At 68.2% G+C, this 21,322-nt stretch carries 19 protein-coding genes; 7 read left to right on the top strand and 12 right to left on the bottom strand.

Annotated elements, in window-relative coordinates; all coding sequences use genetic code 11:
- Positions 1-7: 7 nt before the first annotated feature.
- The 8 genes from AC07WJ_RS22420 to AC07WJ_RS22385 form a co-directional block, all read right to left on the bottom strand.
- Positions 8-469: a RidA family protein gene (locus AC07WJ_RS22420; RefSeq protein ID WP_494936880.1), complete on the bottom strand. Its 462-nt coding sequence runs from the start codon at positions 467-469 to the stop codon at positions 8-10.
- Between the two features lie 46 nt (positions 470-515).
- On the bottom strand, positions 516-1,598 hold the full coding sequence (locus AC07WJ_RS22415) for a D-TA family PLP-dependent enzyme (protein WP_494936879.1): 1,083 nt from the start codon (positions 1,596-1,598) through the stop codon (positions 516-518).
- Between the two features lie 21 nt (positions 1,599-1,619).
- Complete coding sequence (locus AC07WJ_RS22410) at positions 1,620-2,324, bottom strand: ABC transporter ATP-binding protein (protein WP_494936878.1); 705 nt, start codon at positions 2,322-2,324, stop codon at positions 1,620-1,622.
- 3 nt (positions 2,325-2,327) lie between these two features.
- On the bottom strand, positions 2,328-2,837 hold the full coding sequence (locus AC07WJ_RS22405; protein WP_494936877.1) for a MarR family winged helix-turn-helix transcriptional regulator: 510 nt from the start codon (positions 2,835-2,837) through the stop codon (positions 2,328-2,330).
- The gene (locus AC07WJ_RS22400) at positions 2,834-3,589 is read right to left on the bottom strand and encodes an ABC transporter ATP-binding protein (RefSeq protein WP_494936876.1); all 756 of its coding nucleotides are present in this window, start codon (positions 3,587-3,589) and stop codon (positions 2,834-2,836) included. Before AC07WJ_RS22400 ends, AC07WJ_RS22405 begins: the two co-directional genes overlap by 4 nt.
- Positions 3,589-4,575 carry a branched-chain amino acid ABC transporter permease gene (locus AC07WJ_RS22395; RefSeq protein ID WP_494936875.1) on the bottom strand — a complete coding sequence of 329 codons (987 nt, stop codon included), beginning with the start codon at positions 4,573-4,575 and terminating at the stop codon, positions 3,589-3,591. The genes AC07WJ_RS22400 and AC07WJ_RS22395 overlap by 1 nt, the downstream gene beginning before the upstream one ends.
- Before the next feature lie 3 nt (positions 4,576-4,578).
- Complete coding sequence (locus AC07WJ_RS22390) at positions 4,579-5,502, bottom strand: branched-chain amino acid ABC transporter permease (RefSeq protein WP_494936874.1); 924 nt, start codon at positions 5,500-5,502, stop codon at positions 4,579-4,581.
- Between the two features lie 405 nt (positions 5,503-5,907).
- Positions 5,908-7,083, bottom strand: coding sequence for an ABC transporter substrate-binding protein (locus tag AC07WJ_RS22385; RefSeq protein ID WP_494936873.1), 1,176 nt, complete (start codon positions 7,081-7,083; stop codon positions 5,908-5,910).
- A gap of 140 nt (positions 7,084-7,223) precedes the next feature.
- Between AC07WJ_RS22385 and AC07WJ_RS22380 the strand changes: the two genes are divergently transcribed.
- Entirely contained in the window at positions 7,224-7,820 is a 597-nt protein-coding gene (locus AC07WJ_RS22380; protein WP_494936872.1) for a DNA-3-methyladenine glycosylase I, read from the top strand.
- A gap of 8 nt (positions 7,821-7,828) precedes the next feature.
- Here AC07WJ_RS22380 and AC07WJ_RS22375 read toward each other — a convergent pair whose 3' ends face one another.
- Entirely contained in the window at positions 7,829-9,391 is a 1,563-nt protein-coding gene (locus AC07WJ_RS22375; protein ID WP_494936871.1) for a GMC family oxidoreductase, read from the bottom strand.
- 193 nt (positions 9,392-9,584) lie between these two features.
- Here AC07WJ_RS22375 and AC07WJ_RS22370 point away from each other — a divergent pair, with 193 nt between their 5' ends.
- Entirely contained in the window at positions 9,585-11,171 is a 1,587-nt protein-coding gene (locus AC07WJ_RS22370; RefSeq protein ID WP_494936870.1) for an ABC transporter substrate-binding protein, read from the top strand.
- A 35-nt stretch (positions 11,172-11,206) separates the two neighbouring features.
- On the opposite strand, the gene AC07WJ_RS22365 is transcribed toward AC07WJ_RS22370, so the two are convergent.
- Entirely contained in the window at positions 11,207-12,169 is a 963-nt protein-coding gene (locus AC07WJ_RS22365) for an acetyltransferase domain-containing protein (protein ID WP_494936869.1), read from the bottom strand.
- Between the two features lie 75 nt (positions 12,170-12,244).
- The gene (locus AC07WJ_RS22360; protein WP_494936868.1) at positions 12,245-13,003 is read right to left on the bottom strand and encodes a helix-turn-helix domain-containing protein; all 759 of its coding nucleotides are present in this window, start codon (positions 13,001-13,003) and stop codon (positions 12,245-12,247) included.
- Positions 13,004-13,180: 177 nt separating this feature from the next.
- On the opposite strand from AC07WJ_RS22360, the gene AC07WJ_RS22355 reads away from it, so the two are divergent.
- From AC07WJ_RS22355 to AC07WJ_RS22335, 5 genes are all read left to right on the top strand, one after another.
- The gene (locus tag AC07WJ_RS22355; RefSeq protein ID WP_494936867.1) at positions 13,181-15,352 is read left to right on the top strand and encodes a marine proteobacterial sortase target protein; all 2,172 of its coding nucleotides are present in this window, start codon (positions 13,181-13,183) and stop codon (positions 15,350-15,352) included.
- Positions 15,349-15,957: a class GN sortase gene (locus AC07WJ_RS22350; RefSeq protein WP_494936866.1), complete on the top strand. Its 609-nt coding sequence runs from the start codon at positions 15,349-15,351 to the stop codon at positions 15,955-15,957. Before AC07WJ_RS22355 ends, AC07WJ_RS22350 begins: the two co-directional genes overlap by 4 nt.
- 77 nt (positions 15,958-16,034) lie before the next feature.
- A complete protein-coding gene (locus AC07WJ_RS22345; protein ID WP_494936865.1) occupies positions 16,035-16,664 on the top strand; it encodes an HD domain-containing protein in 630 nt (209 codons plus the stop codon).
- An 87-nt stretch (positions 16,665-16,751) separates the two neighbouring features.
- Complete coding sequence (locus AC07WJ_RS22340) at positions 16,752-17,276, top strand: tyrosine phosphatase family protein (protein ID WP_494936864.1); 525 nt, start codon at positions 16,752-16,754, stop codon at positions 17,274-17,276.
- Between the two features lie 131 nt (positions 17,277-17,407).
- Positions 17,408-20,227 carry a DUF2339 domain-containing protein gene (locus tag AC07WJ_RS22335; protein ID WP_494936863.1) on the top strand — a complete coding sequence of 940 codons (2,820 nt, stop codon included), beginning with the start codon at positions 17,408-17,410 and terminating at the stop codon, positions 20,225-20,227.
- Positions 20,228-20,255: 28 nt separating this feature from the next.
- Here AC07WJ_RS22335 and AC07WJ_RS22330 read toward each other — a convergent pair whose 3' ends face one another.
- Positions 20,256-21,257, bottom strand: coding sequence for a WD40 repeat domain-containing protein (locus AC07WJ_RS22330; protein ID WP_494936862.1), 1,002 nt, complete (start codon positions 21,255-21,257; stop codon positions 20,256-20,258).
- Positions 21,258-21,322 lie beyond the last annotated feature (65 nt).

Here is a 21,322-nt window from a genome sequence, read left to right as displayed (position 1 = left end):
AATGCGATCAGTCGTGGATCTTGATGATCGCCTCGACCTCCACCGTGATGCCCATGGGCAGCGAACCCATGCCGACCGCCGAGCGGGCGTGCCGGCCACGATCGCCGAGGACCGCGACGATCAGGTCGGAAAAGCCGTTGATGACGCGCGGGTGGTCGCCGAAATCGGAGACGGCGTTGACCATGCCGAGCACCTTGACGAATTCCACCTTGCTCAGGTCGCCGCCGGCCGCCGCCTTGGCCGAGGCCAGGATCTGCAGGCCGACCAGCTTGGCGTGCTCATAAGCGGTCTCGACGGTGACATCGGCGCCGACCTTGCCGGTGGCGAAGGCGCCATCGGCCTTGCGCGGCCCCTGACCGGCGAGATAGGCGATGTCGCCGACCCGCTTCCACGGCACGTAATTGCCCGCCGGCGACGGCACCGGCGGCAGTTCGAGACCCATCTTGGCGAGCTTGTCTTCGGGCGTCATTGGCGGCTCCTGAATGTCGAATGCGAACTGTGGCGCGAAGCGCCGCTCATCTCAACTTGCCACGGGCGGCGACCGGCAGGATGCCGACGATCTCGTCGCCACGCACCATCACCACCTCGTCGACCATATTGACCACCACGCAGACGTGGTTCGGCACGATGCGCACGACATCACCGACCTTCGGCCGCTCGTTGCAGCGGGTCAGGTCCAGCATGCCATGTTCCTCGGCGAAGCGGGCGATCTTGGCCTCCGGATGCTCCAGGATCAGGCCGAAGCCTTCGAGGCCACCGCCCGGATCCGCCGTGAGCGTCTTGGATCCGGCATCCAGGATGCCGCGATCGGCCGCCGCCCGGCTCACCACCGTCGAATAGACCTGCAGCGCGCAATCGTCCCAGCTCGCAACCCCCGCGGCGACCTGCATGCGGTCATTGTAGATATAGGTGCCCGGCCGGTGTTCGGTCGCGCCCTTCAGCTTGCCGACATTCGGCATGTTGGGCGAGCCGCCGGTCGAGACGATGGTCGGCTCCAACCCGAGGGCACGCACGCCTGCCAGCGCCTCGTCGTAGAAGCGCTGCGCCTCCGCCCAGCCATCCTCGGTCGGGTAGAACATGAAACCCTTGAAGGCGATGCCGGGGGAGGCGGCGATCTGCTTTGCCAGCGCGATGGCTTCGCCCGGCGTTTCGACGCCGGCACGCTTGCGCCCCGTGTCGCATTCGATCACCACGCCGAGGTCGCGGCCGGCCAGGGCGCCGGCCTGCGGCAGGCCGGCAATGACCACCGGATTGTCGGCGGCGACCGTCACCTCGGCCTTGCCGAGTAGCGCGCCGAGACGGGCCATCTTCTCCTCGCCGATCAGATTGTAGCTGATCAGGATGTCGTCGATGCCGGCTGCCGCCATGATCTCGGCCTCGCCGATCTTCTGGCAGGTAATGCCCTTGGCGCCGGCGGCGACCTGCAGCCTGGCGAGCTCGGGGCTCTTGTGCGTCTTGATGTGTGGGCGGTTGTTCACCCCGGCGGCGTCGCAGGCGGCCTGGACGCGCGCGATATTGCGCTCCACCCGGTCCATGTCGATGACCACGGCTGGTGTTCCGTAGTCGCGGGCGATCTTGGCGGCGAGCGGCGTGGTCATCACAGGTCCTCGATGCGGCGTTCAGACGTGCAGGTAGCGGTCCTTGAGGTCGGGGCTCGCGACGAAGGCGGCGCTCGACCCCTCCCAGACGATCCGGCCCTTTTCCAGGATCAGGTGCCGGTCGGCCAGTTTGACCAGAGCATCGACATTCTTGTCGATCACCAGGATCGATTGGCCGTCCTGCTTCAGGCGCTTGAGGCAGGCCCAGATCTCGGCGCGGATGACTGGCGCCAGGCCCTCTGTCGCCTCGTCGAGCACCAGCAGCTTCGGATTGGTCATCAGCGCCCGGCCGATGGCGAGCATCTGCTGTTCGCCGCCGGAGAGCTGGTTGCCCATGTTGCGGCGCCGTTCCTTGAGGCGCGGGAAGAATTCATAGACCCGCTCGAGCGTCCAGGCCGCCGGCCCCTTGGCGTCGCGCTTGGCCGAGGTGGCAATCAGGTTCTCCTCGACATCCAGGTTCGGGAAGATCTGCCGTCCTTCCGGCACCAGGCCGAGGCCCGCTTGCGCCACCCGGTAAGGTGGGCGTCCGGCCAGCGCCAGCCCGTCGACCGCGATGGCGCCGCCGCGCGGCTTCAACAGCCCGAAGATCGAGCGGATGGTGGTGGTCTTGCCCATGCCGTTGCGGCCGAGCAGGGTCACCACCTCGCCATTGGCGACGCTCAGCGACACGCCGAACAGCACCTGCACGTCGCCATAACCGGCTTCCAGATTGGTGACGCTGAGCATGGCCTACTCCGCCGCTTCGACGCGCTGCGCCAGCGCACGCGCGACCGACGCCTTGGTGCGGCCGAGCAGGCTCATCAGCACGTCGCGTTCGCCCGGTTGCAGGTCACCCAGCAGCTCGGTCATCCAGGTGCCGTGCTCGCGTGCCATGCGGGAAAAATCGGCATGGCCTTTTTCGGTCATCACGATCCGCTGCGCCCGCCGGTCGGTGGCGTCGCGGCGGCGCTCGATATAGCCTTGCTCGGCGATCCGGTCGACCAGGCCGGTGACATTGCCGTTGGTCACCATCATGCGCCGGGAGATGTCGCCGAGCGTCAGGCCGTCGGGCGACTTGTCGAGCTGGGCGAGCAGGTCGAAGCGCGGCAGGGTGATGGCGAAGCGGTCCATCAGCCGGCGGCGGATCTCGCGCTCGATCAGATTGGTGCAGGTCAGGAGGCGCAGCCAGAGCCTGAGCTCCGGACGGGCGTCGCGCGGCTGATGGGCGAGCCGGCTTTCGGCGTCGAGCGGTTCGTTCATGCGAACTCCTCCTCGCCGAGATAGGCCTCGCGGACGGCCGGATCGGCCCTGACCGCCTCGGGCGGCCCCGAGGCGATGAGCCGGCCATAGACCAGCACCGAAATGCGGTCGGCGAGGCGAAACACCGCGTTCATGTCGTGCTCGACCAGCACGATCGGATAGCGCCCCTTCAGGGCCAGCAGCAGCTCCACCATGCCCTCGGTTTCCTCGCGGCCCATGCCGGCCATGGGTTCGTCGAGCAGCAGCAGCCTGGGCCGCGCGACCAGTGCCATGGCGAGCTCCAGCTGGCGCTTTTCGCCATGCGACAGGCTTGCCGCCAGCACGCGTGCGCGCGCGCCGAGGCCGACCTGGTCGAGCGCCGCCATGGCGTCGTCATTCAGGGCGCGTTCGGCCGCGACCCGTCCGAAGAAGCGGAACGACGAACCAGCATGGGCCTGGGCCGATGTCGCGACATTGTCGATGACGCTGAAGGCCGGCAGCACCTGGGTGATCTGGAACGAGCGCGTCAGGCCTCTCAGGGCCCGGGCATGAATGGGCAGCCGGGTGATGTCCTCGCCGGCGAAGGTGACGCTGCCGGCATTCAGCGCTATCTCGCCGGTGATCTCGCCGATCAGCGTGGTCTTGCCGGCGCCGTTGGGGCCGATAATGGCGTGGAACTCGCCGTCGGCGATGTCGAGCGACACGTCGTCGGTGACGACGAGAGCGCCGAAAGCCTTGCGCAATCCCTTCAGCGACAGGATGGGGGTGCTCATCAGCGGCCCCCCCGGTCGATCAGCCGGATGATGCCGCCGCGGGCGAAGATCGCCACCAGCACCACCAGCGGCCCGAAGATCACCTTCCAGTGCTGGGTCAGCTCGGCGAGCCATTCCTCGACCAGGATGATGCCGATGGCGCCGATGATCGCGCCATGCAGCGAGCCGGTGCCGCCCAGAACGACCATGGCGATGAGCTCGCCGGAACGCGGCCATGTCATGTAGGCGGGCGCGACGAACAGGCCGAGATTGGCGAACAGGGCGCCCGCCAGCGCGCAGATCGCGCCGGATATGACATAGGCCGTCAGCCGGTAGCGGAACGGATCGAAGCCCAGCGCCCGCATGCGCCGCTCGTTCTCCTTGGCACCCCTGAGCACGCGGCCGAAGCGTGATCCGACCAGCGTCCTGAGCATGAGGTAGCAGGCGGCGAGCAGGCCCAGCACGACGAAATAGAAGCTGGTGTCGTTCTGGAGGAGACGCGCGCCGGCGACCACATTGCGCTGCGCCATGCGGAGGCCGTCATCGCCGCCATAGGCCGAAAGCGAAGTGGCGGTGAAGAAGGCCATCTGGCCGAAGGCCAGCGTGATCATGATGAAATAGACGCCGCGGGTCTTCAGCGAGATGGCACCGGTCACCAGCGCGAACAGCGCGCCGGCGGCGACGGCGGCGGGAAAGGCGATCAGGGCCTCGTTGGTGCCATGGAACATCAGGATGGCGGCGGCATAGCCGCCGAGGCCCAGGAAGGCGGCATGGCCGAAGGAGATGAGGGCGCCGTAGCCGAGGATCAGGTCGAGGGACAGGGCGGCGATGCCGAAGATCATGGCGCGGGTGATCAGCGACAGGGTGTAGCGGTCGCCCGGAAAGAACAGGGGCATGACGGCGAGGCCGGCGAACAGGATCAGCGGGATGGCCAGCCGTTTCCAGTCGGAGCCAAGCACCGGGCTGGTCGTGGTCGCGGGTGAGGCGAGGGGCGAGGCGTCGGTCATGGCTCAGCCCTTCGCCGGGAACAGGCCGGTCGGCCGGAAGAACAGCACCGCCGCCATCAGGATATAGATCGACATGGAGGCGATCGCCGGCCCGATGGTGCGGGCATCCGACGACGACAGCCCGGCCATGCGCAGCAGGTCGACCGAAAACGAGCGCAGCAGCGTGTCGGTCAGCCCGACGATCAGCGCGCCGATGAAGGCTCCCCGGATCGAGCCGATGCCGCCGATGACGATGACCACGTAGGCGAGGATCAGGAGATTGTCGCCCATGCCCGGTTCGACCGACAGGACCGGGGCGGCCATGCAGCCGGCAAAGCCGGCCAGCATGGCGCCGAAGCCGAAGACGATCATGAACAGGCGGCGGATGTCGACGCCGAGCGCCGAGACCATCGGCGCATTGGTGGCGCCGGCGCGGATCAGCATGCCGACGCGCGTCTTGGCGACCACCAGGTAGAGCCCGAGCGCCACCGCCAGGCCGGACAGGATGATGGCGATCCGCCAGACCGGATAGAGCACGCCGTCGGCAATGGCGATGGAACCGGACAGCATGTCCGGCACCGGCACCTGCAGCGGCGCGGCGCCCCAGACGATCTTCACGCCCTCGTTGAGGAACAGGATGACGCCGAAGGTGGCGAGCACCTGTTCCAGGTGATCGCGGTCATAGAGATGGCGCATGACCAGCACTTCGAGCAGCAGGCCGAAGGCCAGCGCCGAAATCAGTGCCAGGACGAGGCCAATGAGGAAGTTGCCGGTCCAGGCGACGAACATGGCGGCGAGATAGGCGCCGAGCATGTATTGGACGCCATGGGCGAGATTGATGAAGTCCATCACGCCGAACACCAGCGTCAGGCCGGCGGCGATCAGGAACAGCAGCACCCCGAGCTGCAGCCCGTTCAATGTCTGGATGATGAGAAGCGTCGAGGACATAGGCCGCCGTTGATCGATCCTCTCCCATGGGGAGAGGGTGGGGGGGCATAGCGAGGAGCGAACGCATCTCGCGTTCGCTCGATGCCACGAGCCGCCGGGTGAGGGGCGTGAGCCCCGAGATCATGCACTGACGTCACCCCCGGCGAGCGAAGCGAGGGAAGGGGGTCCAGGGATTGCAGGGCTTGGTCCTTCAGCGCCTCGAAATCCCGTCGCTGGCGTGCACTGGGAGCGCCGATGAAGCGGCCCCTGGACCCCCCTTCCCCTCGGCTTCGCCTCGGCCGGGGGTGACGTAGAGGTTCTCGTGTCTTGGTTCGCGACGCGGACAAGAGCGTCTCTATCGGCGTATGACGCCCACGCCTCAAACCGAACGCGGCCCCACCACGAAGGCGAGGCCGCGAAACGTCCTCACCAGCGCATCGGGCATTCCTGGGCGTAGACGTCGGTGTAGTTGGTGAAGATCCGCTCGACGATCTCGGTCTGGAACTTGCCGTCCGGGCGCTTGGCGGCGCGCACGGTGTAGAAGTCCTGGATCGGATAGTGATTGTTGGCGAAGCGGAAATTGCCGCGCAGCGAGACGAAGTCGGCCTTGCGCAGCGCGGTGCGGACGGCGTCGCGATTGCTCAGGTTGCCGTTGACGGCGCGCACGGCGCTGTCGATCAGCATGGCCGAGTCATAGGCCTGCATAGCGTAGGAGCCGGGCACGTAGCCGAAGGCCGCCTCGAAATCCGCGACGAACTTCTTGTTCTGCGGATTATCCATATTGGGCGCCCAGGTCATGCCGCCGATCATGCCGACAGCGGCATCCTGCTGGGCCGGCAGGGTCGATTCATCGACCGTGAAGGCCGACAGGAAGGGGATACGATCGACCAAGCCGGCCTGGCGGTACTGGCGGACCAGGTTCACGCCCATGCCGCCCGGCATGAAGGTGAACATGCCATCGGGCCTGGACGAGCCGATGCGGGCGAGCTCCGCGGCGAAGTCGAGATGGCCGAGCGGAGTGAACGCTTCGTCGACGATCTCGCCGCGGAAATGGCGCTTGAAGCCGGCCATGGCATCGCGGCCGGCCTGATAGTTCGGCGTCAGCAGGAACACCCGGCGCATGTTGCGGGCTTGGGCATAGGCGCCCAGCACCTCGTGAACCTGGTCGTTCTGGTAGGAGGTGACGAACATGTTCTCGTGGCAGGCCTTGCCGGCATAGCTCGACGGGCCGGCATTGGCGCTGATCAGGAAGGCGCGCGAATTGACCACCGGCGCCTGGATCGCCTGCAGCACGTTGGAGAAGATCGGCCCGACGACGAAATCGACCTTGTCGCGGTCGAGAAGGCCCTGGACGCGCTGGATCGCCACATCCGGCTTCTGCTCATCGTCGACGACGATGACCTGGACCTCGCGGCCGCCCATCTTGCCGCCGAGCTGGCGGATCGCCAGCTGGAAGCCGTCGCGGGCATGCTGGCCGAGCACGGCCGAGGGGCCGGACAGGGTTTCGATGACGCCGATGCGGATCGGCTCCTGGGCTTGAGACGCCGTGGCGGCCAGAGCCAAGGCCAGGCCGGCGGCCAGCGTCGACAGAACGCGCTTCATGAAAATCTCCCCACCCGTGCGCCGCCCCGGGCTTGTCCGTGGTCGCGGCCGATGCGAAGGCATTATTACGCCGGAATTTTCGCGAACAACCCCGGCAGCAAAAAATATTTTAAGTCTAAAGCAATTCGCGGAGACGGCCGATGCTCATCACCGATCACCCCGACGGCAAGCCACGCTGCGCCTGGCCGGGTTACGACCCGCTTTATGTCGCCTATCACGACACCGACTGGGGCGTGCCGGAGCGGGACGACCGGGCGCTGTTCGAGAAGCTGATCCTCGACGGCTTCCAGGCAGGCCTGTCCTGGATCACCATTCTCAGGAAGCGGGAGCACTTCCGTAAGGTGTTCGACGGCTTCCGGCCAGAGCTGATCGTGCACTACGGGCCGGAGAAAATCGAGGCGCTGATGGCCGACCCGGGCATCATCCGCAACCGCGCCAAGATCGTCGGCACGGTGAAATCGGCCGGCGTCTATCTCGACATGCGCGACAAGGGGCAGAGCTTTTCGAACTATCTCTGGGATTTCGTCGACGGCCGGCCGATCCAGCCCCGGATGAGCGAGCGCGCGCAGGTGCCGACCGAGACCGAGGTCGCCCGCAAGATGTCGAAAGAGCTGAAGGCCAAGGGTTTCACCTTTGTCGGTCCGACCATCGTCTACGCCTTCATGCAGGCCGTCGGCATGACCAACGACCACATGGTCGGCTGTTTCCGCCATGACGAGGTGGCGGCCCTGGCCTGAGCGGCGGTTCAGGCGCCGGCGCGCAGCCGGTCGGCCATCTTCTCGGCGATCATCACGGTGGTGAGGTGGGTGTTGGCGCGCACCACCTCCGGCATGATCGAGGCGTCGATGACGCTGAGACCCGAGCAGCCGATCACCCGGCAATCCGGATCGACCACCGAGCGCGGATCGTCGGCGGCGCCCATGCGGCAGGTACCGCTGGCATGCTGGGCGTCGGAGCACTCGTCGAACATCCAGTCGTCGAGTTCTCGGGGATCGAGCTCATCCTCGATCGATCGGCCGGTCGAGCCATATTCGACCCGCGAGGCGATGCCGGCCACGCTGGCGTGCAGCCCGAGCGCGCGCAGCCGGCGAACCCCGTCGCGCATCCGGATCAGATCGCGTTCGTCCGACAGCATGCGCTCGTCGACTTCGGGGTCGATGGTCGGATCGGTGGTGGTGATGCGCACGCGCCCCTGGCTGAACGCCTGGTAGACCGAGACGACCAGGCGGCCACGCGAGACGTCGCCGCCGCCGAGCGACACCAGATTGCCGGCGATGACGATCATGTCGTTGTCGCCGGCACCGCCAAGGCCGGACGAATAGCGCAGGCAGCAATTGGTGTGGCGGTGCATCATCGTGCCGACCCGCGCGTTCTCCCTGAGATGCAGGAAAAGCGGCATCATCGGATGGTCGAGCAGGTTCTCGCCGACCGGCAGATCGGCGATGACAGGCAAGCCGAGCGACGCCAGCAAGGTGGCCGGGCCGATGCCGGAGCGCTGCAGGATGGCCGGGGAATGGATCGCTCCGGCCGAGAGGATGACGCCACGTGTGGCGCGCGGGCTGAAATCCTGGCCGCCGACGCGCAGATGCACGCCGCTGGCATGGGGCCTGTTGCCCTCGACCTGCAGCCTGGAAACCAGGGCATTGCCCACGATCGTCAGGTTGGCGCGGCCGCGGGCCGGCTCCAGATAACCGTCATTGGTAGAGACGCGCGCACCCGCGCGGCTGTTGATGGCATAAGGCGATGCGCCGGTTCCCACGGGCGCATTGTGATCCTCGCACCAGCCGTAACCCAGGCCTTCGGCCGCCTGTTTCAGCGCGACATCGACGGTGCCCCAGTCGGCCACCGGCGCGCGATAGACCGGGATCGGGCCGTCGCTGCCGTGATAGGGCGCGTCGCCGAAATTGACGTCGGTTTCCAGCCTGTTGAAGAAGGGCAGCACGTCCGGCCAGCCCCACCCGGTGCAGCCGGCCTGACGCCAGCGTTCGAAATCGTCGGGAACGCCGCGAATGGCGATCTGACCGTTGATGGTGGAGCTGCCGCCCATGGCCCGCCCACGCCAGAGCAGTTTCGGCTCCTGCCGCTCGGTGCGGCGCGCCATCAGATTGGGCCACCGGTAGTCGTCGTCGCCGATGGCGCGCATCGGATTGGGGATGCGGATATGCTCGGGTGTCTCGGCGGAGCGGAAATCGCGTCCCGCCTCGACCAGCAGCACCCTGAGCCTGGGATCCTCGCTCAACCGGGCCGCCAGCACCGCACCGGCGGAGCCGGCGCCAACGACGATATAGTCATAGTCCCGATCGATCATGCGCTGCCCCATTGTCCGGCATGCCCCGGAGGACAGCCGCGTCGACCCGACGACGGCGAAGCCTAGCGGTTCGCCGAATTCAGGAGCTATGCAATTCAGCCGGGACGTCCGCGCTCGCAGCGACCATGGTGCCGCCCGCCGGCCGCCACTAGCCTCGACCGCCATGAGTGTCGCAGGCAGTGGGGGCCGTCCGATGAACCGTCGTGAACTTCTGAAGGTGGCCGGCGCTGCCGCGACAATTGGCGCCCTAGGCGCGCCGGGCATCGTGCTGGCCCAGAACCAGCGCGTGCTGAAATTCGTGCCGCACGCCGACCTTGCCGTGCTCGATCCGGTCTTCTCGCCGGCCTATGTCACGCGCCACCACGCCTATCTGGTTTTCGACACGCTGTTCGGCATGGACGCCAACCTGCGCCCGGTGCTGCAGATGGCGGAGAGCGCCGGTGCCGAGAACGACGGCAAGATCTGGACGATCAAGCTGCGCTCCGGCCTGAAGTTCCACGACGGCTCGCCGGTGCTCGCCCGCGACTGCGTGGCCAGCATCCGGCGCTGGGCCCTGCGCGACGGCTTCGGACAGGTGCTGATGTCGGTGACCGATGAACTGTCGGCGGCCGACGACCGGACCATTCGCTTCCGCCTGAAGACGCCGTTCCCGCTGCTGCCCAACGCGCTGGGCAAGGTGCCGTCCTTCATGCCGGCGATCATGCCCGAGCGCCTGGCCAAGGCCGAGCCGACGACGCAGGTGACCGAAATGGTCGGCAGTGGCCCCTATCGTTTCAAGCTGGACGAGCGCGTGCCGGGCGCGCGCGTCGTCTATGAACGTTTCGCCGACTACGTGCCGCGGGCCGACGGCGTGTCCGGCTGGACCGGCGGGCCGAAGACCGCGCATTTCGACCGCGTCGAGTGGGTCGTCATCCCGGACGCTTCGACCGCCGCCGGCGCCTTGCAGAGCGGCGAGGTCGATTGGTGGGAATATCCGCTGCACGACCTGCTGCCGATGCTGAAGCGCAATCGCAATGTACGGGTCGAGACGTCTGAGCCGACCGGCATGATCCCGACGCTACGCTTCAACACGGTGATCAAGCCGTTCGACAATCCGGCCATCCGCCGTGCGCTGCTGGGCGCGGTCGATCAGGAAGAATTCATGCGCGCGCAGGTCGGCAGCGACGCCAGCATGTTCCGCACCGGCGTCGGCGTGTTCTGTCCGGGAACGCCGATGGCGAGCGATGCGGGCATGGAGGTGCTGACCGGTCCGCGTGACTATGCCCGGGTGAAGAGCGAACTCGAAAAGGCCGGTTATGACGGTCAGAAGATCGTGCTGCTCGCCGGCGTCAATGTCGCGGATGTCAAGAATTCCTGCGACGTCGCGGCCGAGATGATGCGCAAGGTCGGCATGAACGTCGACTATCAGGCGCTCGACTGGGGCACCGTGATCCAGCGGCGCTCCAGCCGCGAGCCGGTCGAGAGCGGTGGCTGGAATTGCTATTGCTCGAGCTGGGGCGGCCTGGATCAGCTCGATCCTTCGGCGCATTTGCTGTTGCGCGGCGACGGCGGCTTTTTCGGCTGGCCGAAGAGCGACGAGCTGGAGCGCCTGCGCCATGCCTGGTTCCAGGCGCCGGATCTGGCCGGGCAGCAGGCGATCGCGGCACAGATCCAGAAACAGGCCTTTGTCGATGCGCCCTACCTGCCGCTCGGCCAATATATCCAGCCGACCGCCTACCGCTCCAACCTGACGGGCGTGAAGAGCGGCTTCGCGACGTTCTGGGACGTGCGCCGCGCCTGACGCTCCGGGGCGATCCGGATGACATCGGCGGGCGGTTAGGGCGGCGGGTTACAGGCCTGGACGATGTCGTTCAGCCGGTCGCGCTCGTCTTCGCTGAGGGTGTCGGCCAGCACCTTGGCCCATAATTGCTCGCCTTTCAGGCCATCGACCGTACAGGCGCAGGCGCGGCGGCAGACGCCGGCCGACTGGCCGCTCGCCTCGCAGCCACGTTCGCAGGCGCTGATGAACGGGCGGGTGTCGGCGACCGGAAGGGCGACGAGCCAGCCCGCCAGCAGCAGCACGCCGAAGAAGACCGGCTGGTGCAGCAGATAGATCGGCAGGCTGTGGCGGCCGCCCCAGGCGATCAGCCGGGCCGGGCCGAAGCGCGGCCGCCAGGCGAACAGCATGTCGGCGAGCGGGCTCGCGAGGCTGAGACGGGCCATCACCATGCCGCCGAGCACGCAGCCGAACCAGGGCAGCACCGGCACATAGTCGGCGGTGTTCAGGGGCAGCCGGCCGAGGCCGAGCCAGGCGAGCCAGCGGGCGTCCAGGATCGGGCTGGCGACAAGATGGGGCAGGGCGAAGCAGGTGATCGCCGCTCCGGCGACGGCGAGCACCGGCAGGCGCAGGAACGGCAAGGCTAGCACGCTGGCAAGCGCGATATGGTGCAGGATGCCGAAGAAGATATAGGCATGGGGCAGGGCGAACCAGGTGCCCAGCGTGACCAGCGCCGCCGCGCCGGCGACCAGGCCGAGCCGCCGCAGATAGGCCTTGCGATTGATGCCGTTGCGGGTGGCGAGAACCAGGCTGAAGCCGACCAGGACAAGGAACGAACCGGCGATGCAGCGGGCGAACCAGCGCCAGCCCGGCTCCAGGGCGATGTCGACATCGATCAGCCGGAACAGCGACAGGTCCCAGGCGAAGTGGAACACGAACATGGCGATGAGTGCGATGCCGCGCGCGAGATCGATGAGTTCGATCCGCCGGGACGGCGCGGGCTGCGGGATCGGCTCGGTCACTGCGATGCTCATGGCTGGGCGACAGCAAAGCCCGAGCCGGCGCGCCGCTCAAGCCCTTATTGGCGGGCAGCCGCGCTAGGCGACCGGCAGGAACCGGGCATAACCCTGGCGGGAGATGCGCTCCAGCCGTTCCCGGCAGGCGGCATAGGCGGTATCCGCCGGGTGCAGGCGTCCGGGCGCGGCGGCCGGCGCATGGCGCATCGGGATGAGGGCGAGCGGCAGGCTGGCGGGCGTCAGATGACCGCCCAATCCCGCCTGCAAGGTGGTCAGGAGGCCGTAGAGTTCCCCCTCGATCGTCGGCCGGTTGAGGATAGCCAGGCGAAACTGGCCGGATTCGTTGGTGATCAGGTAGATCTGGCCTGATTGATTGGGCAGCGACACCGATCCTTTCTGGGTGAAGGCGGCGTCGAGCCGGGACCGCTCGCGGAACACCAGATGCGAGGCGGCGTCGTCCCAGACGATGTCCATGTGATAGGCGAAGATCGCCTGCGGATCTTCGAACGACGGGCGGACGGTGAGATATTCGCCGGTCAGCCAGGCGGCCGCGGTGCGCGAATAGGCGCCGAGCGCCTCGGGTGCGAGCGCCGTCGGTTGGGGCGCCACGGGGCCGGCATCGCTGCCGAGTGAGCGACCGAGCGCCTCTTCCAGCCGGATCGTCGTGGCGAGCGTGAAGGGACGCCGGCCGGCCAAGGCCTTTTCCAGCGTCGAGATGCTGATGCGCGCCTTGTCGGCCAATGCCTGGCGCGACATGCGCCGGCGCGCCAGTTCGCCACGCACCATGGCGGCAATGCTCTGGCTGTGTTCGTGCGACAGCTCGCTCTCGGTTGTCGCCATGGCCTTCGGGCTCCGCACATTTCCGCACAGATCCGCACAATGCCAGACGGTCCGGCGGCGAACAAGGCAGGCGGTGCGGCTGGCGGCCGAAATGGCTGAAACAAGACGCTAACCGTGCGGACCGCCGCGCGCACAAAAGGAAGGTCGCCTGTCCCTTGGACTGCAGGAGACCTCACGATGATCAGCCGTTCAGCCCGCCGACCGCTATCCGCCGGGGCCATTTGCCCTTCCCATCTCGCCGCGCGCATCGAACGCCTGTCGAAGCTCGTCCTGACGACCTTGCTGGGCTTGTTCAGCCTGCTGGTCCTGGCCGGGCTCGCCCGGGCCGGCGAAACCCCGACCCCGGCATCCATGCAATCGGGTGGCCTGCTGATGCGCAATGCCGCGACGCCGGGCTTCGCCGAAGCGGTGCGGCTCGGCACGGACGTCCATCTCGCCGTCAGCGGCCCGACCGTGCGCGGGCGGGTCACCCAGGTCTTCCGCAATCCCACCGACCGGTGGGTCGAAGCGGTCTATGTCTTTCCGTTGCCCGAGAATGGCGCCGTCGACTATCTGAAGATGATCGTCGGCGATCGGGTCATCATCGGCGAGATCAAGCCGCGGGCCGAAGCGCGCGCGGTCTATGAGGCGGCCAGGAGCCAGGGCCATCGCGCCGGCCTGGTCGAACAGCAGCGGCCCAATCTGTTCACCACGGCGGTCGCCAATATCGGTCCCGGCGAGACCGTCCTGGTGCAGATCGAATATCAGGCGGCGGTACGCCAGAGCAGCGGCGTCTATTCCCTCAGGGTGCCGCTGGTCATGGGCGCCCGCTACAATCCCGCCGCCGGCGCCAATGGCGTCGATCCGGTGCCGAACCGGGCCGCCATGGCAGCCCCCGTGCTCGATCCGCGCCGCTACGGCCGGGACAATCCGGTGTCGATCCGGGTCCAGCTCCAGCCCGGCTTCGCACTCGGCGAGGTCAAGAGCGCCTATCACGCCATTGTCGACCGGCCGCAGGGCGCGGGGCGCTTCGTCATGCTCACCGACGGCGAGGTGCCGGCGGATCGGGATTTCGAACTGACCTGGACCCCGGCGCCGTTCGAGGCACCTCAGGCCTCGCTGTTTCGCGAGCGGATCGGCGGCGAGGACTACCTGCTGGCGTTCCTGACGCCGCCGACCCGCAGCGTCGCCGAGCGCGAACCGCCGCGCGAGATCGTCTTCGTCATCGACAATTCCGGGTCGATGAGCGGCGCCTCGATGCGCCAGGCCAAGCAAAGCCTGCTCTTTGCCTTGTCGCGCCTGAAGGCCGATGACCGGTTCAACGTGGTGCGTTTCGACGACACCTTGACCAAGCTGTTCCCCGATACGGTTGCCGCCGATGCGGGCCATCTCGGGACGGCGCGGGATTTCGTCTCGGGTCTCGAAGCCCGCGGCGGCACCGAAATGGTTCCGGCGCTCAGGGCCGCGCTCGAAGATCCGCGTCCCGACGATACGAGCCGTGTCCGCCAGGTGGTGTTCCTGACCGATGGCGCGATCGGCAACGACCAGCAGCTGATCGATACCATTGCCCGGGAGCGCGGCCGCTCGCGCCTGTTCATGGTCGGCATCGGCTCGGCGCCGAACAATTTCCTGATGACCCGCGGCGCCGAGATGGGCCGGGGCACCTATACCCATATCGGCTCGGTCAACGAGGTCGAGACGCGTATGCGCGAGCTGTTCGGCAAGCTCGAGCGGCCCGTCGTCACCGAATTGACGGCGCGTGTCGACGGCACCACGGCTGACGTGACGCCCGCCTCGCTGCCGGATCTCTATTCCGGCGAGCCGGTGGTCCTGGCCATGAAGGTTGGTGCGCTGGCCGGCACGGTCCATGTCGAGGGCCGGGTCGGCGGCCAGACCTGGCGTGCCGAACTGCCGGTCGATCAGGCGATCGAGGGCAGGGGTCTCTCCAAGCTCTGGGCGCGGCGCAAGATCGCCGATGCCGAAGCCGAAAGGTCGCTTCGGATCATCACCCGCGACGTCGCCGACGCCCGTATCCTGCAACTGGCCTTGACCCATGGCCTGGTCAGCAGCCAGACCAGCCTCGTCGCCGTCGACCGGACGCCGGCGCGCCCGGTCGGGACGCCGCTGACCCGTCACGACCTGCCGCTGAACCTGCCGGCCGGCTGGGATTTCGACCGGCTGTTCGGAGCGACGGCGCGCGCGACGGGGGTCGGTTCGACCAGCGCTTCGCTGGAAGCCGCCGAGAATGCCGTGGCCCTGCCGCGGACCGGTACGGATGCCGGGCTGAGGCTGATCGCCGGCGCCGGTTGCCTGATGCTCGGCATGATGGGCCTCGTCCTGGCTCGCCGCCGCCGCGGGGCGGCGGCATGAGCGCCGCGGATCGAGCTTTCAAGGGAGGCGTCATACGGCGCCTCCTGCTCGTCGCCCCGGCGCTCGCCTGCCTGCTCGCCGGCCTTGTGCTGTGCGGCCAGGGCGCCTGGATCCATGTCAAGGCGGCGACCGCCCAGGTGTTGCTCGACCATGCCTTTGCACGGTCCATTCGCGAGGGGAGCCCGGTCAAACCGTGGTCCTGGCTCGATAGCTGGCCGGTCGCCCGGATCAGCGTGCCGCGGCTCGGACGGGAGGTTATCGCGCTCGCCGGCGACAGCGGCCAGGCGCTTGCCTTCGGTCCGGGCCATGTGCCGGGAACACCGCAGGCGGGCGACGAGGGCACCGCGGTCTATGCCGCCCATCGCGACACCCATTTCGACTTTCTCGGCCAGGTGCGAACCGGCGACCGGATTGATGTCCTGCGCGCCGATGGCGCGCTCGCCCGTTTCGTCGTCGACGGCGCGCGGGTGGTCCACTGGGACGCGTCGGGCATCGATGCCAAGTCTTCGGGCCGCAGGCTGGTGCTGGCAACCTGCTGGCCGCTCGACGGCCGGACCGAGGGGCCGTTGCGCTATATCGTCTTCGCCCATGCGATCGACGATTGAACGCGACCCGTCTCGGTTGCGACGGTTTTGGCGCCGGCCGGCTTCCATTTTTCCGGCGAAGCAGCCAAAACCCCCTCATGCCGCCTCGTTCCGCCGCCTCGAAATCCGCAAAGCCTCGTGCCTGGCAGCGCATGCTGTCCGGCCGCCGGCTCGACCTGCTCGATCCCTCGCCCTTCGACGTCGAGATCGAGGACATCGCCCATGGCCTGGCGCGCATCGCGCGCTGGAACGGCCAGACCACCGGCCATCACATCTTCTCGGTGGCGCAGCATTCGGTGCTGGTGGCCGACATTGCCACGCGCCTCGAGCCAGGGCTCAGCGCCCGCTGGCAATTGGCCGTGCTGCTGCACGATGCCCCGGAATATGTCATTGGCGACATGATCTCGCCGTTCAAAGGCGTCATCGGCGGCGATTACAAGGCGGTCGAGGCGCGCCTGATGGCCGCGATCCACATCCGCTTCGGCCTGCCCGCCGCGCCGCCCCCCGAGGTGGTCGCGCTGACCAAACGGGCCGACAAGGTCTCGGCCTATCTCGAGGCGACGCAACTCGCCGGCTTCGGCCTGGACGAGGCGGCCGCGATCTTCGGCGCGCCGATCGGCGTCTTTGGCGGCGAGCGCGGCCTGCCGCCCGTACTGGTGCCCGAGGATGCCGACGAGGCGAAACAGGCCTTCCTTCGCCGTTTCGCCATGTTGGAGACACCAGGCTGAAATGCGCATGGGGGAAAACCCGGCTGGCCTGTCGCAGAATCGCTGCGAATGCATGATTTAAGCTGGTCATCGCCGAGGACCCGTCCCGTGAACGTTCATGTCTGCTCGCTTGCGCGCATTGCCGACACGGTGTCAGCCACCGGCGCGCGGCATCTGGTCACCCTGATCAACGAGGGCACCACGGTCGCGCGCCCTGCCGCGATCCGTCCGGAGGATCACCTCTTCCTCGGCATGAACGACATCGTTTCGCCAATGGACGGCTATGTCGTGCCGGGCGAAGCCCATGTCGCCCGCCTGCTCGGTTTCGTCGACGCCTGGTGGGGCAAGACGGGTGCAGCGAGCCCGCTGGTCATTCATTGCTGGGCGGGCATCAGCCGCTCGACGGCGGCGGCCTTCATCACCAGCTGTGCGGTCAACGCCGACCGCGACGAGGCCGAGATCGCCGCCGACCTGCGCGCCAAAAGCCCGAGCGCCACGCCCAATGCCCGGCTGGTCGCCATTGCCGACGGCCTGCTCCGGCGCGATGGCCGAATGATCGACGCGATCGCCCGCATCGGCCGCGGCCGCGACGCCTTCGAGGGCGAGCCGTTCTGGCTGCCGCTCGGCCGCTGACTCCAGGACGCGCCGAAACATCCGATCGCCGCACGCCATAGGCCTGAAACCTTGGCAGCGCTTGTAGCGTGTCGAACGCAGCGCGCAGGCGATGCTAATGTGACGAATCGGCCGCCGGAGACCCTGTCGCAATGGAAATCGTTCTTGCTGTGCTCGCGGGCCTTGGCCTTGTCCTGGTCATCCCGATCCTGGCGATCATCGGCTTCGTTCGATCCGGCGACCTGCAGCGGCGTTTCAGGAGTGCCGAGACGCGGCTCGCCCAGGCTGAGACCGAGCTTCGCCTGATCCGCGAGGCCATGGCCACCGGTGCGCCGATCGTGGCGCCGGCCGGCATCGATGAAGCGCAGGCCGCGTCGGCGCAACCGGCCGCCGAGACCCCCGTGGCCGAACCGCTGCCGTCGGAAACGGCCGCCGAGCCTGTCGCCGGCCTGGAGCCGGCCGGCGAGGCTCGGTCCGCGCGCGGCACCGTGCCGACGCTCACCAGTTCCGAGCCGCTCGCGCCGATCGATCCGATCGATGCCCCGCCGGCTCCCCCTGCGCCGCCGGCCAATCTCGGTGGTTTCGAGGAAACCATCGGGTCGCGCTGGGCGGTCTGGGTCGGCGCCCTGGCGCTTGGCCTCGGCGGCATCTTCCTGGTCCGCTATTCGATCGAGCAGGGCCTGGTCGGGCCCGGCATGCGCATCGCGCTCGGCACGTTGTTTTCCATCGCGCTGCTCGCCGGTGGCGAGTGGTTGCGGCGCACCGACAAAGGGCTGCCGACGCTGCCGGTCGCCGACATCCCCTCGGCGATCACCGGGGCAGGCGCGGTCGCCGCCTTCGGCACCATCTATGCGGCCCATGGGCTCTACGATTTCATCGGGCCGGCCACCGCTTTCCTCATGCTCGGCGCGGTCGGCATCGGCACGCTGGTGCTTGCCGGCCTGCACGGACCGCTGCTCGGCGGTATCGGGCTTGTCGCGGCCTTTGCCGCGCCGTTCCTGGTCGCGACCGAGAATCCGAACCCCTATGTCTTTCCGCTCTATGCCGCTGTCATCACGGCCGCCTGCTTCACGCTCGCCTGGCTCCGCGGCTGGGCGTGGCTGACGATCGCCGCGACCGCTGCCGCCGTCGGTCTCAGCAGCCTTGTCGTGATTGGCGGCAGTGGCGGCTCGACCGCCACGCTGGCCCAGGCCGCGGCCGGCATTCTCGCCGCCGCTTTGCTTCTGGTGCCGGGCATCCGTTTCGTGCCGCCGCGCGATCGCGGTCTCGCCCCGCTCGCCAGCGCGGTCCTCATCGCCTTCACCTTCCTGGCTGCGGTCGCCGTGCTCGACGCACGCCAGGAGACCTTCGCGCTGCTGATCTTCGCGGCGCTGATCGTCGCGATCATGGCCCTGGTCTGGCAGGCGCCATGCGTGGCGCCAGCTATTCCTGGTGCCGGACTGTTCACGCTTCTCGTCATGCTCGCCTGGGTCGCGGGCCTGAGACCCTCGCTCAATCTGGACGCGCTCGCCATTCCCGATCCCTTGCCGGCCGTGCTGTCGCGCATCGTCTGGGCCGGTCTCGGTTTCGCGCTGCTCTACGGCATCGGGCCCGCCGTGCTGGCGGTCTATCGCCGTCAGGCGGAAGCTCGCACCGTGCTGATCCTGGCCAGCACCTCGGTGATCATGCCGCTGGCGCTGCTGGCCATCGTCTATGGCAAGGTCGAGGGCTTCATCATCTCGCCGCGCTTCGCGGCGCTGGCCATGGTGCTCGCGGCGAGCTTCGGTGCCGCGACCGAAGCCGCGCACCGGCTGCGCTCGGGCCGTCGCCCGGGGCTTGCCAGCGCCTCGGCCATCTATGCCGTCGGCGCGCTGGCGGCACTTGCCTTCGCTTTGACTCTGCTTCTCGAAAAAGCGTGGCTGACGCTGGCGCTCGGCGCGCTGATCGCCGGCATCGCCTGGGTCTATACACAGCGGCCGCTGCCGGCGCTGCGCTGGGTCGCGGCGCTGACCGCGCTCGGCGTGCTGGCGCGTCTCGTCTGGGATCCCGCCATCAACAGCGGCGATGTCGGCCAGACCGTCATCCTCAACTGGCTGCTGCCCGGTTATGGCGTGCCGGCGCTGAGCGCCGCCCTGGCAGCGGTCCTGCTGCGCCGCCGGCGCGGCGAGGATAATCCGGTCAGGATCCTCGAGGCGCTTGCCATGGTGTTCACGGCCCTCCTGGTCATCGTCGAGGTGCGCCATGCTTTCGGGGCCTATGGCCAGCGCCTGTTCACCCGCGACATGGGCTTCGCCGAAGCCTGCACCCATACCGTCACCATGCTGGCTTTCGGTCTTGGCCTGTCGCGGCTCGCCGCGGTGCGCCCAGGCGCGCTCTGGCAGAATGCCCTGCTGATCGTGCGTTACGGCTCCTGGGCCTGGATCGTGGTGACCATGGGCATCATCATGAACCCCTGGCGGACCGGTTATCCGATCGGCTCCCATGCGGTGTTCAACTGGGCGCTGCTCGGTTATGGCGGCGGCGCGGTCCTGGCGATCTTGGCGGCGCTGTTCGAGCGCCGGGCCGGCCGCGACACCGAGGCGCGTGTCATGGCGCTGATGGCGCTCGGGCTGGTCTTCGTCTGGCTCAACACCACGATCGGCGCGCTGTTCCGCGGCACCGACCTGACCGAGGGCGAGATCTCCAATGGCGAGCTCTACGCCTATTCGGCGGCCTGGCTGGTGCTCGGCATCGCGCTGCTCGGTGCCGGCGCCGCTTTCGGCAGCCGGACGCTCAGGCTCGCCTCCGCCGCCCTTGTCGCGCTCACCGTGCTGAAGGTGTTCCTGCTCGACATGGCCGGCCTGACGGGCCTCTGGCGGGCACTGTCGTTCATTGGCCTCGGCCTGGTGCTGCTGCTGGTCGGCCGCATCTATCAGCGGGTTCTGGGCATCGCCCAGGCGCGGCCGCAGGCGTCGCCGCCGCCGGCGGAGGACCAGAGTCCGCGCGGCGCGTGAGCCGAAGCCCGCGCGGCGCCTGAGCCTCCTAAAGCGTCGCGAGGCCGGCCTTGCCGGCTTCGGTGCCGAACACGATGGCCTTGCCGTCGGCGCGCCAGGCAATGGCCGTGACGGGGTCGCCGTCCGGTTCGCGCAGCAGGATCTCGGCGCCGTCATCGATGCGGGCAAGCAGGATCAGCCCGTCGGCAAAGCCGACCGAAACCACGGGAGAGGTCGGATGGCCGGCGACTGTCGTGACCCGTACACCCGCCTTGGCCGACGGCGCGACCATGGTCGGATTGACACCCATCGGGCCGTTCTTGCCGCTGAACGGCCAGAGGATGGCCTCGGTCGCGCCGGCGGTCGCCAGGAATTTCGCACCGCTGGTCCAGGAGAACGACTTCACCTTGCCGGGATAGCCGGACATGCGCATGTGCTGGCCGTCCTCGATCCGCCAGCCATGCAGTTGCGGTTCCTGCATGGTGGTGACGACGAAGCGCTGGTCCGGGCTGATGGTGACGCCGAGATGCGACCCCTTCCAGGTCAGCGTGGCCGGCGCCGCCTCGCTGTTCGGGTACCACAGGCTGACCCCGCCATAATGGGCGACGGCCAGCCGGAACCCCTTGGGGAAGAAGGCGAGCCCGCCCGCGGCCGAGACCAGGTTCAATGGCTTGGGTTCGCCCTTGCCCTGGGTCGCGAAGGCCTTGCGGCCGGCGCTCCAGGCCGTGGCGCCATTGGGACCGAGCGCGACCCGGTCGATCCAGGTGCCGCCGCTGTCGTGAAGCATCGCGGCGCCGGTCTTCAGCGTGAAGCGGACCACCTTGCCATCGTCGCCGCCGGTGACGAGCGTCGTGCCGTCGGCAGCGCTGTCCAGGATGCCGCCGTCATGCAGGCTCTCGCGCCGGTCGGTCTCGCCGGCGAGCACGATCTCGCCGGAAACCAGCGCCAGGACGGCGGTATCGCCAAGGAAATGCGCGGCGAGAACCGGTTCTCCGGCATCGACGGGCCGGACGCGCTCACGAACCGAGGGGCGGGCAGGGGCAGTGCTCATGGCGTCTTGCTAGCCGATGCGCGCGATCATGGCGAGAGGCAGCTGCGCGGGAGCTGATTGCACGG

Source organism: Phreatobacter sp. GW821-FHT04C01 (assembly GCF_059420385.1).
This window is presented reverse-complemented; position numbering and strand designations above follow the sequence as displayed.

Coding starts and splice junctions, on each gene's coding strand:
- AC07WJ_RS22420 (WP_494936880.1), bottom strand. CDS start 469: ATGACGCCCGAAGACAAGCTCGCCAAGATGGGTCTCGAACTGCCGCCG.
- AC07WJ_RS22415 (WP_494936879.1), bottom strand. CDS start 1,598: ATGACCACGCCGCTCGCCGCCAAGATCGCCCGCGACTACGGAACACCA.
- AC07WJ_RS22410 (WP_494936878.1), bottom strand. CDS start 2,324: ATGCTCAGCGTCACCAATCTGGAAGCCGGTTATGGCGACGTGCAGGTG.
- AC07WJ_RS22405 (WP_494936877.1), bottom strand. CDS start 2,837: ATGAACGAACCGCTCGACGCCGAAAGCCGGCTCGCCCATCAGCCGCGC.
- AC07WJ_RS22400 (WP_494936876.1), bottom strand. CDS start 3,589: ATGAGCACCCCCATCCTGTCGCTGAAGGGATTGCGCAAGGCTTTCGGC.
- AC07WJ_RS22395 (WP_494936875.1), bottom strand. CDS start 4,575: ATGACCGACGCCTCGCCCCTCGCCTCACCCGCGACCACGACCAGCCCG.
- AC07WJ_RS22390 (WP_494936874.1), bottom strand. CDS start 5,502: ATGTCCTCGACGCTTCTCATCATCCAGACATTGAACGGGCTGCAGCTC.
- AC07WJ_RS22385 (WP_494936873.1), bottom strand. CDS start 7,083: ATGAAGCGCGTTCTGTCGACGCTGGCCGCCGGCCTGGCCTTGGCTCTG.
- AC07WJ_RS22380 (WP_494936872.1), top strand. CDS start 7,224: ATGCTCATCACCGATCACCCCGACGGCAAGCCACGCTGCGCCTGGCCG.
- AC07WJ_RS22375 (WP_494936871.1), bottom strand. CDS start 9,391: ATGATCGATCGGGACTATGACTATATCGTCGTTGGCGCCGGCTCCGCC.
- AC07WJ_RS22370 (WP_494936870.1), top strand. CDS start 9,585: ATGAACCGTCGTGAACTTCTGAAGGTGGCCGGCGCTGCCGCGACAATT.
- AC07WJ_RS22360 (WP_494936868.1), bottom strand. CDS start 13,003: ATGGCGACAACCGAGAGCGAGCTGTCGCACGAACACAGCCAGAGCATT.
- AC07WJ_RS22355 (WP_494936867.1), top strand. CDS start 13,181: ATGATCAGCCGTTCAGCCCGCCGACCGCTATCCGCCGGGGCCATTTGC.
- AC07WJ_RS22350 (WP_494936866.1), top strand. CDS start 15,349: ATGAGCGCCGCGGATCGAGCTTTCAAGGGAGGCGTCATACGGCGCCTC.
- AC07WJ_RS22345 (WP_494936865.1), top strand. CDS start 16,035: ATGCCGCCTCGTTCCGCCGCCTCGAAATCCGCAAAGCCTCGTGCCTGG.
- AC07WJ_RS22335 (WP_494936863.1), top strand. CDS start 17,408: ATGGAAATCGTTCTTGCTGTGCTCGCGGGCCTTGGCCTTGTCCTGGTC.
- AC07WJ_RS22330 (WP_494936862.1), bottom strand. CDS start 21,257: ATGAGCACTGCCCCTGCCCGCCCCTCGGTTCGTGAGCGCGTCCGGCCC.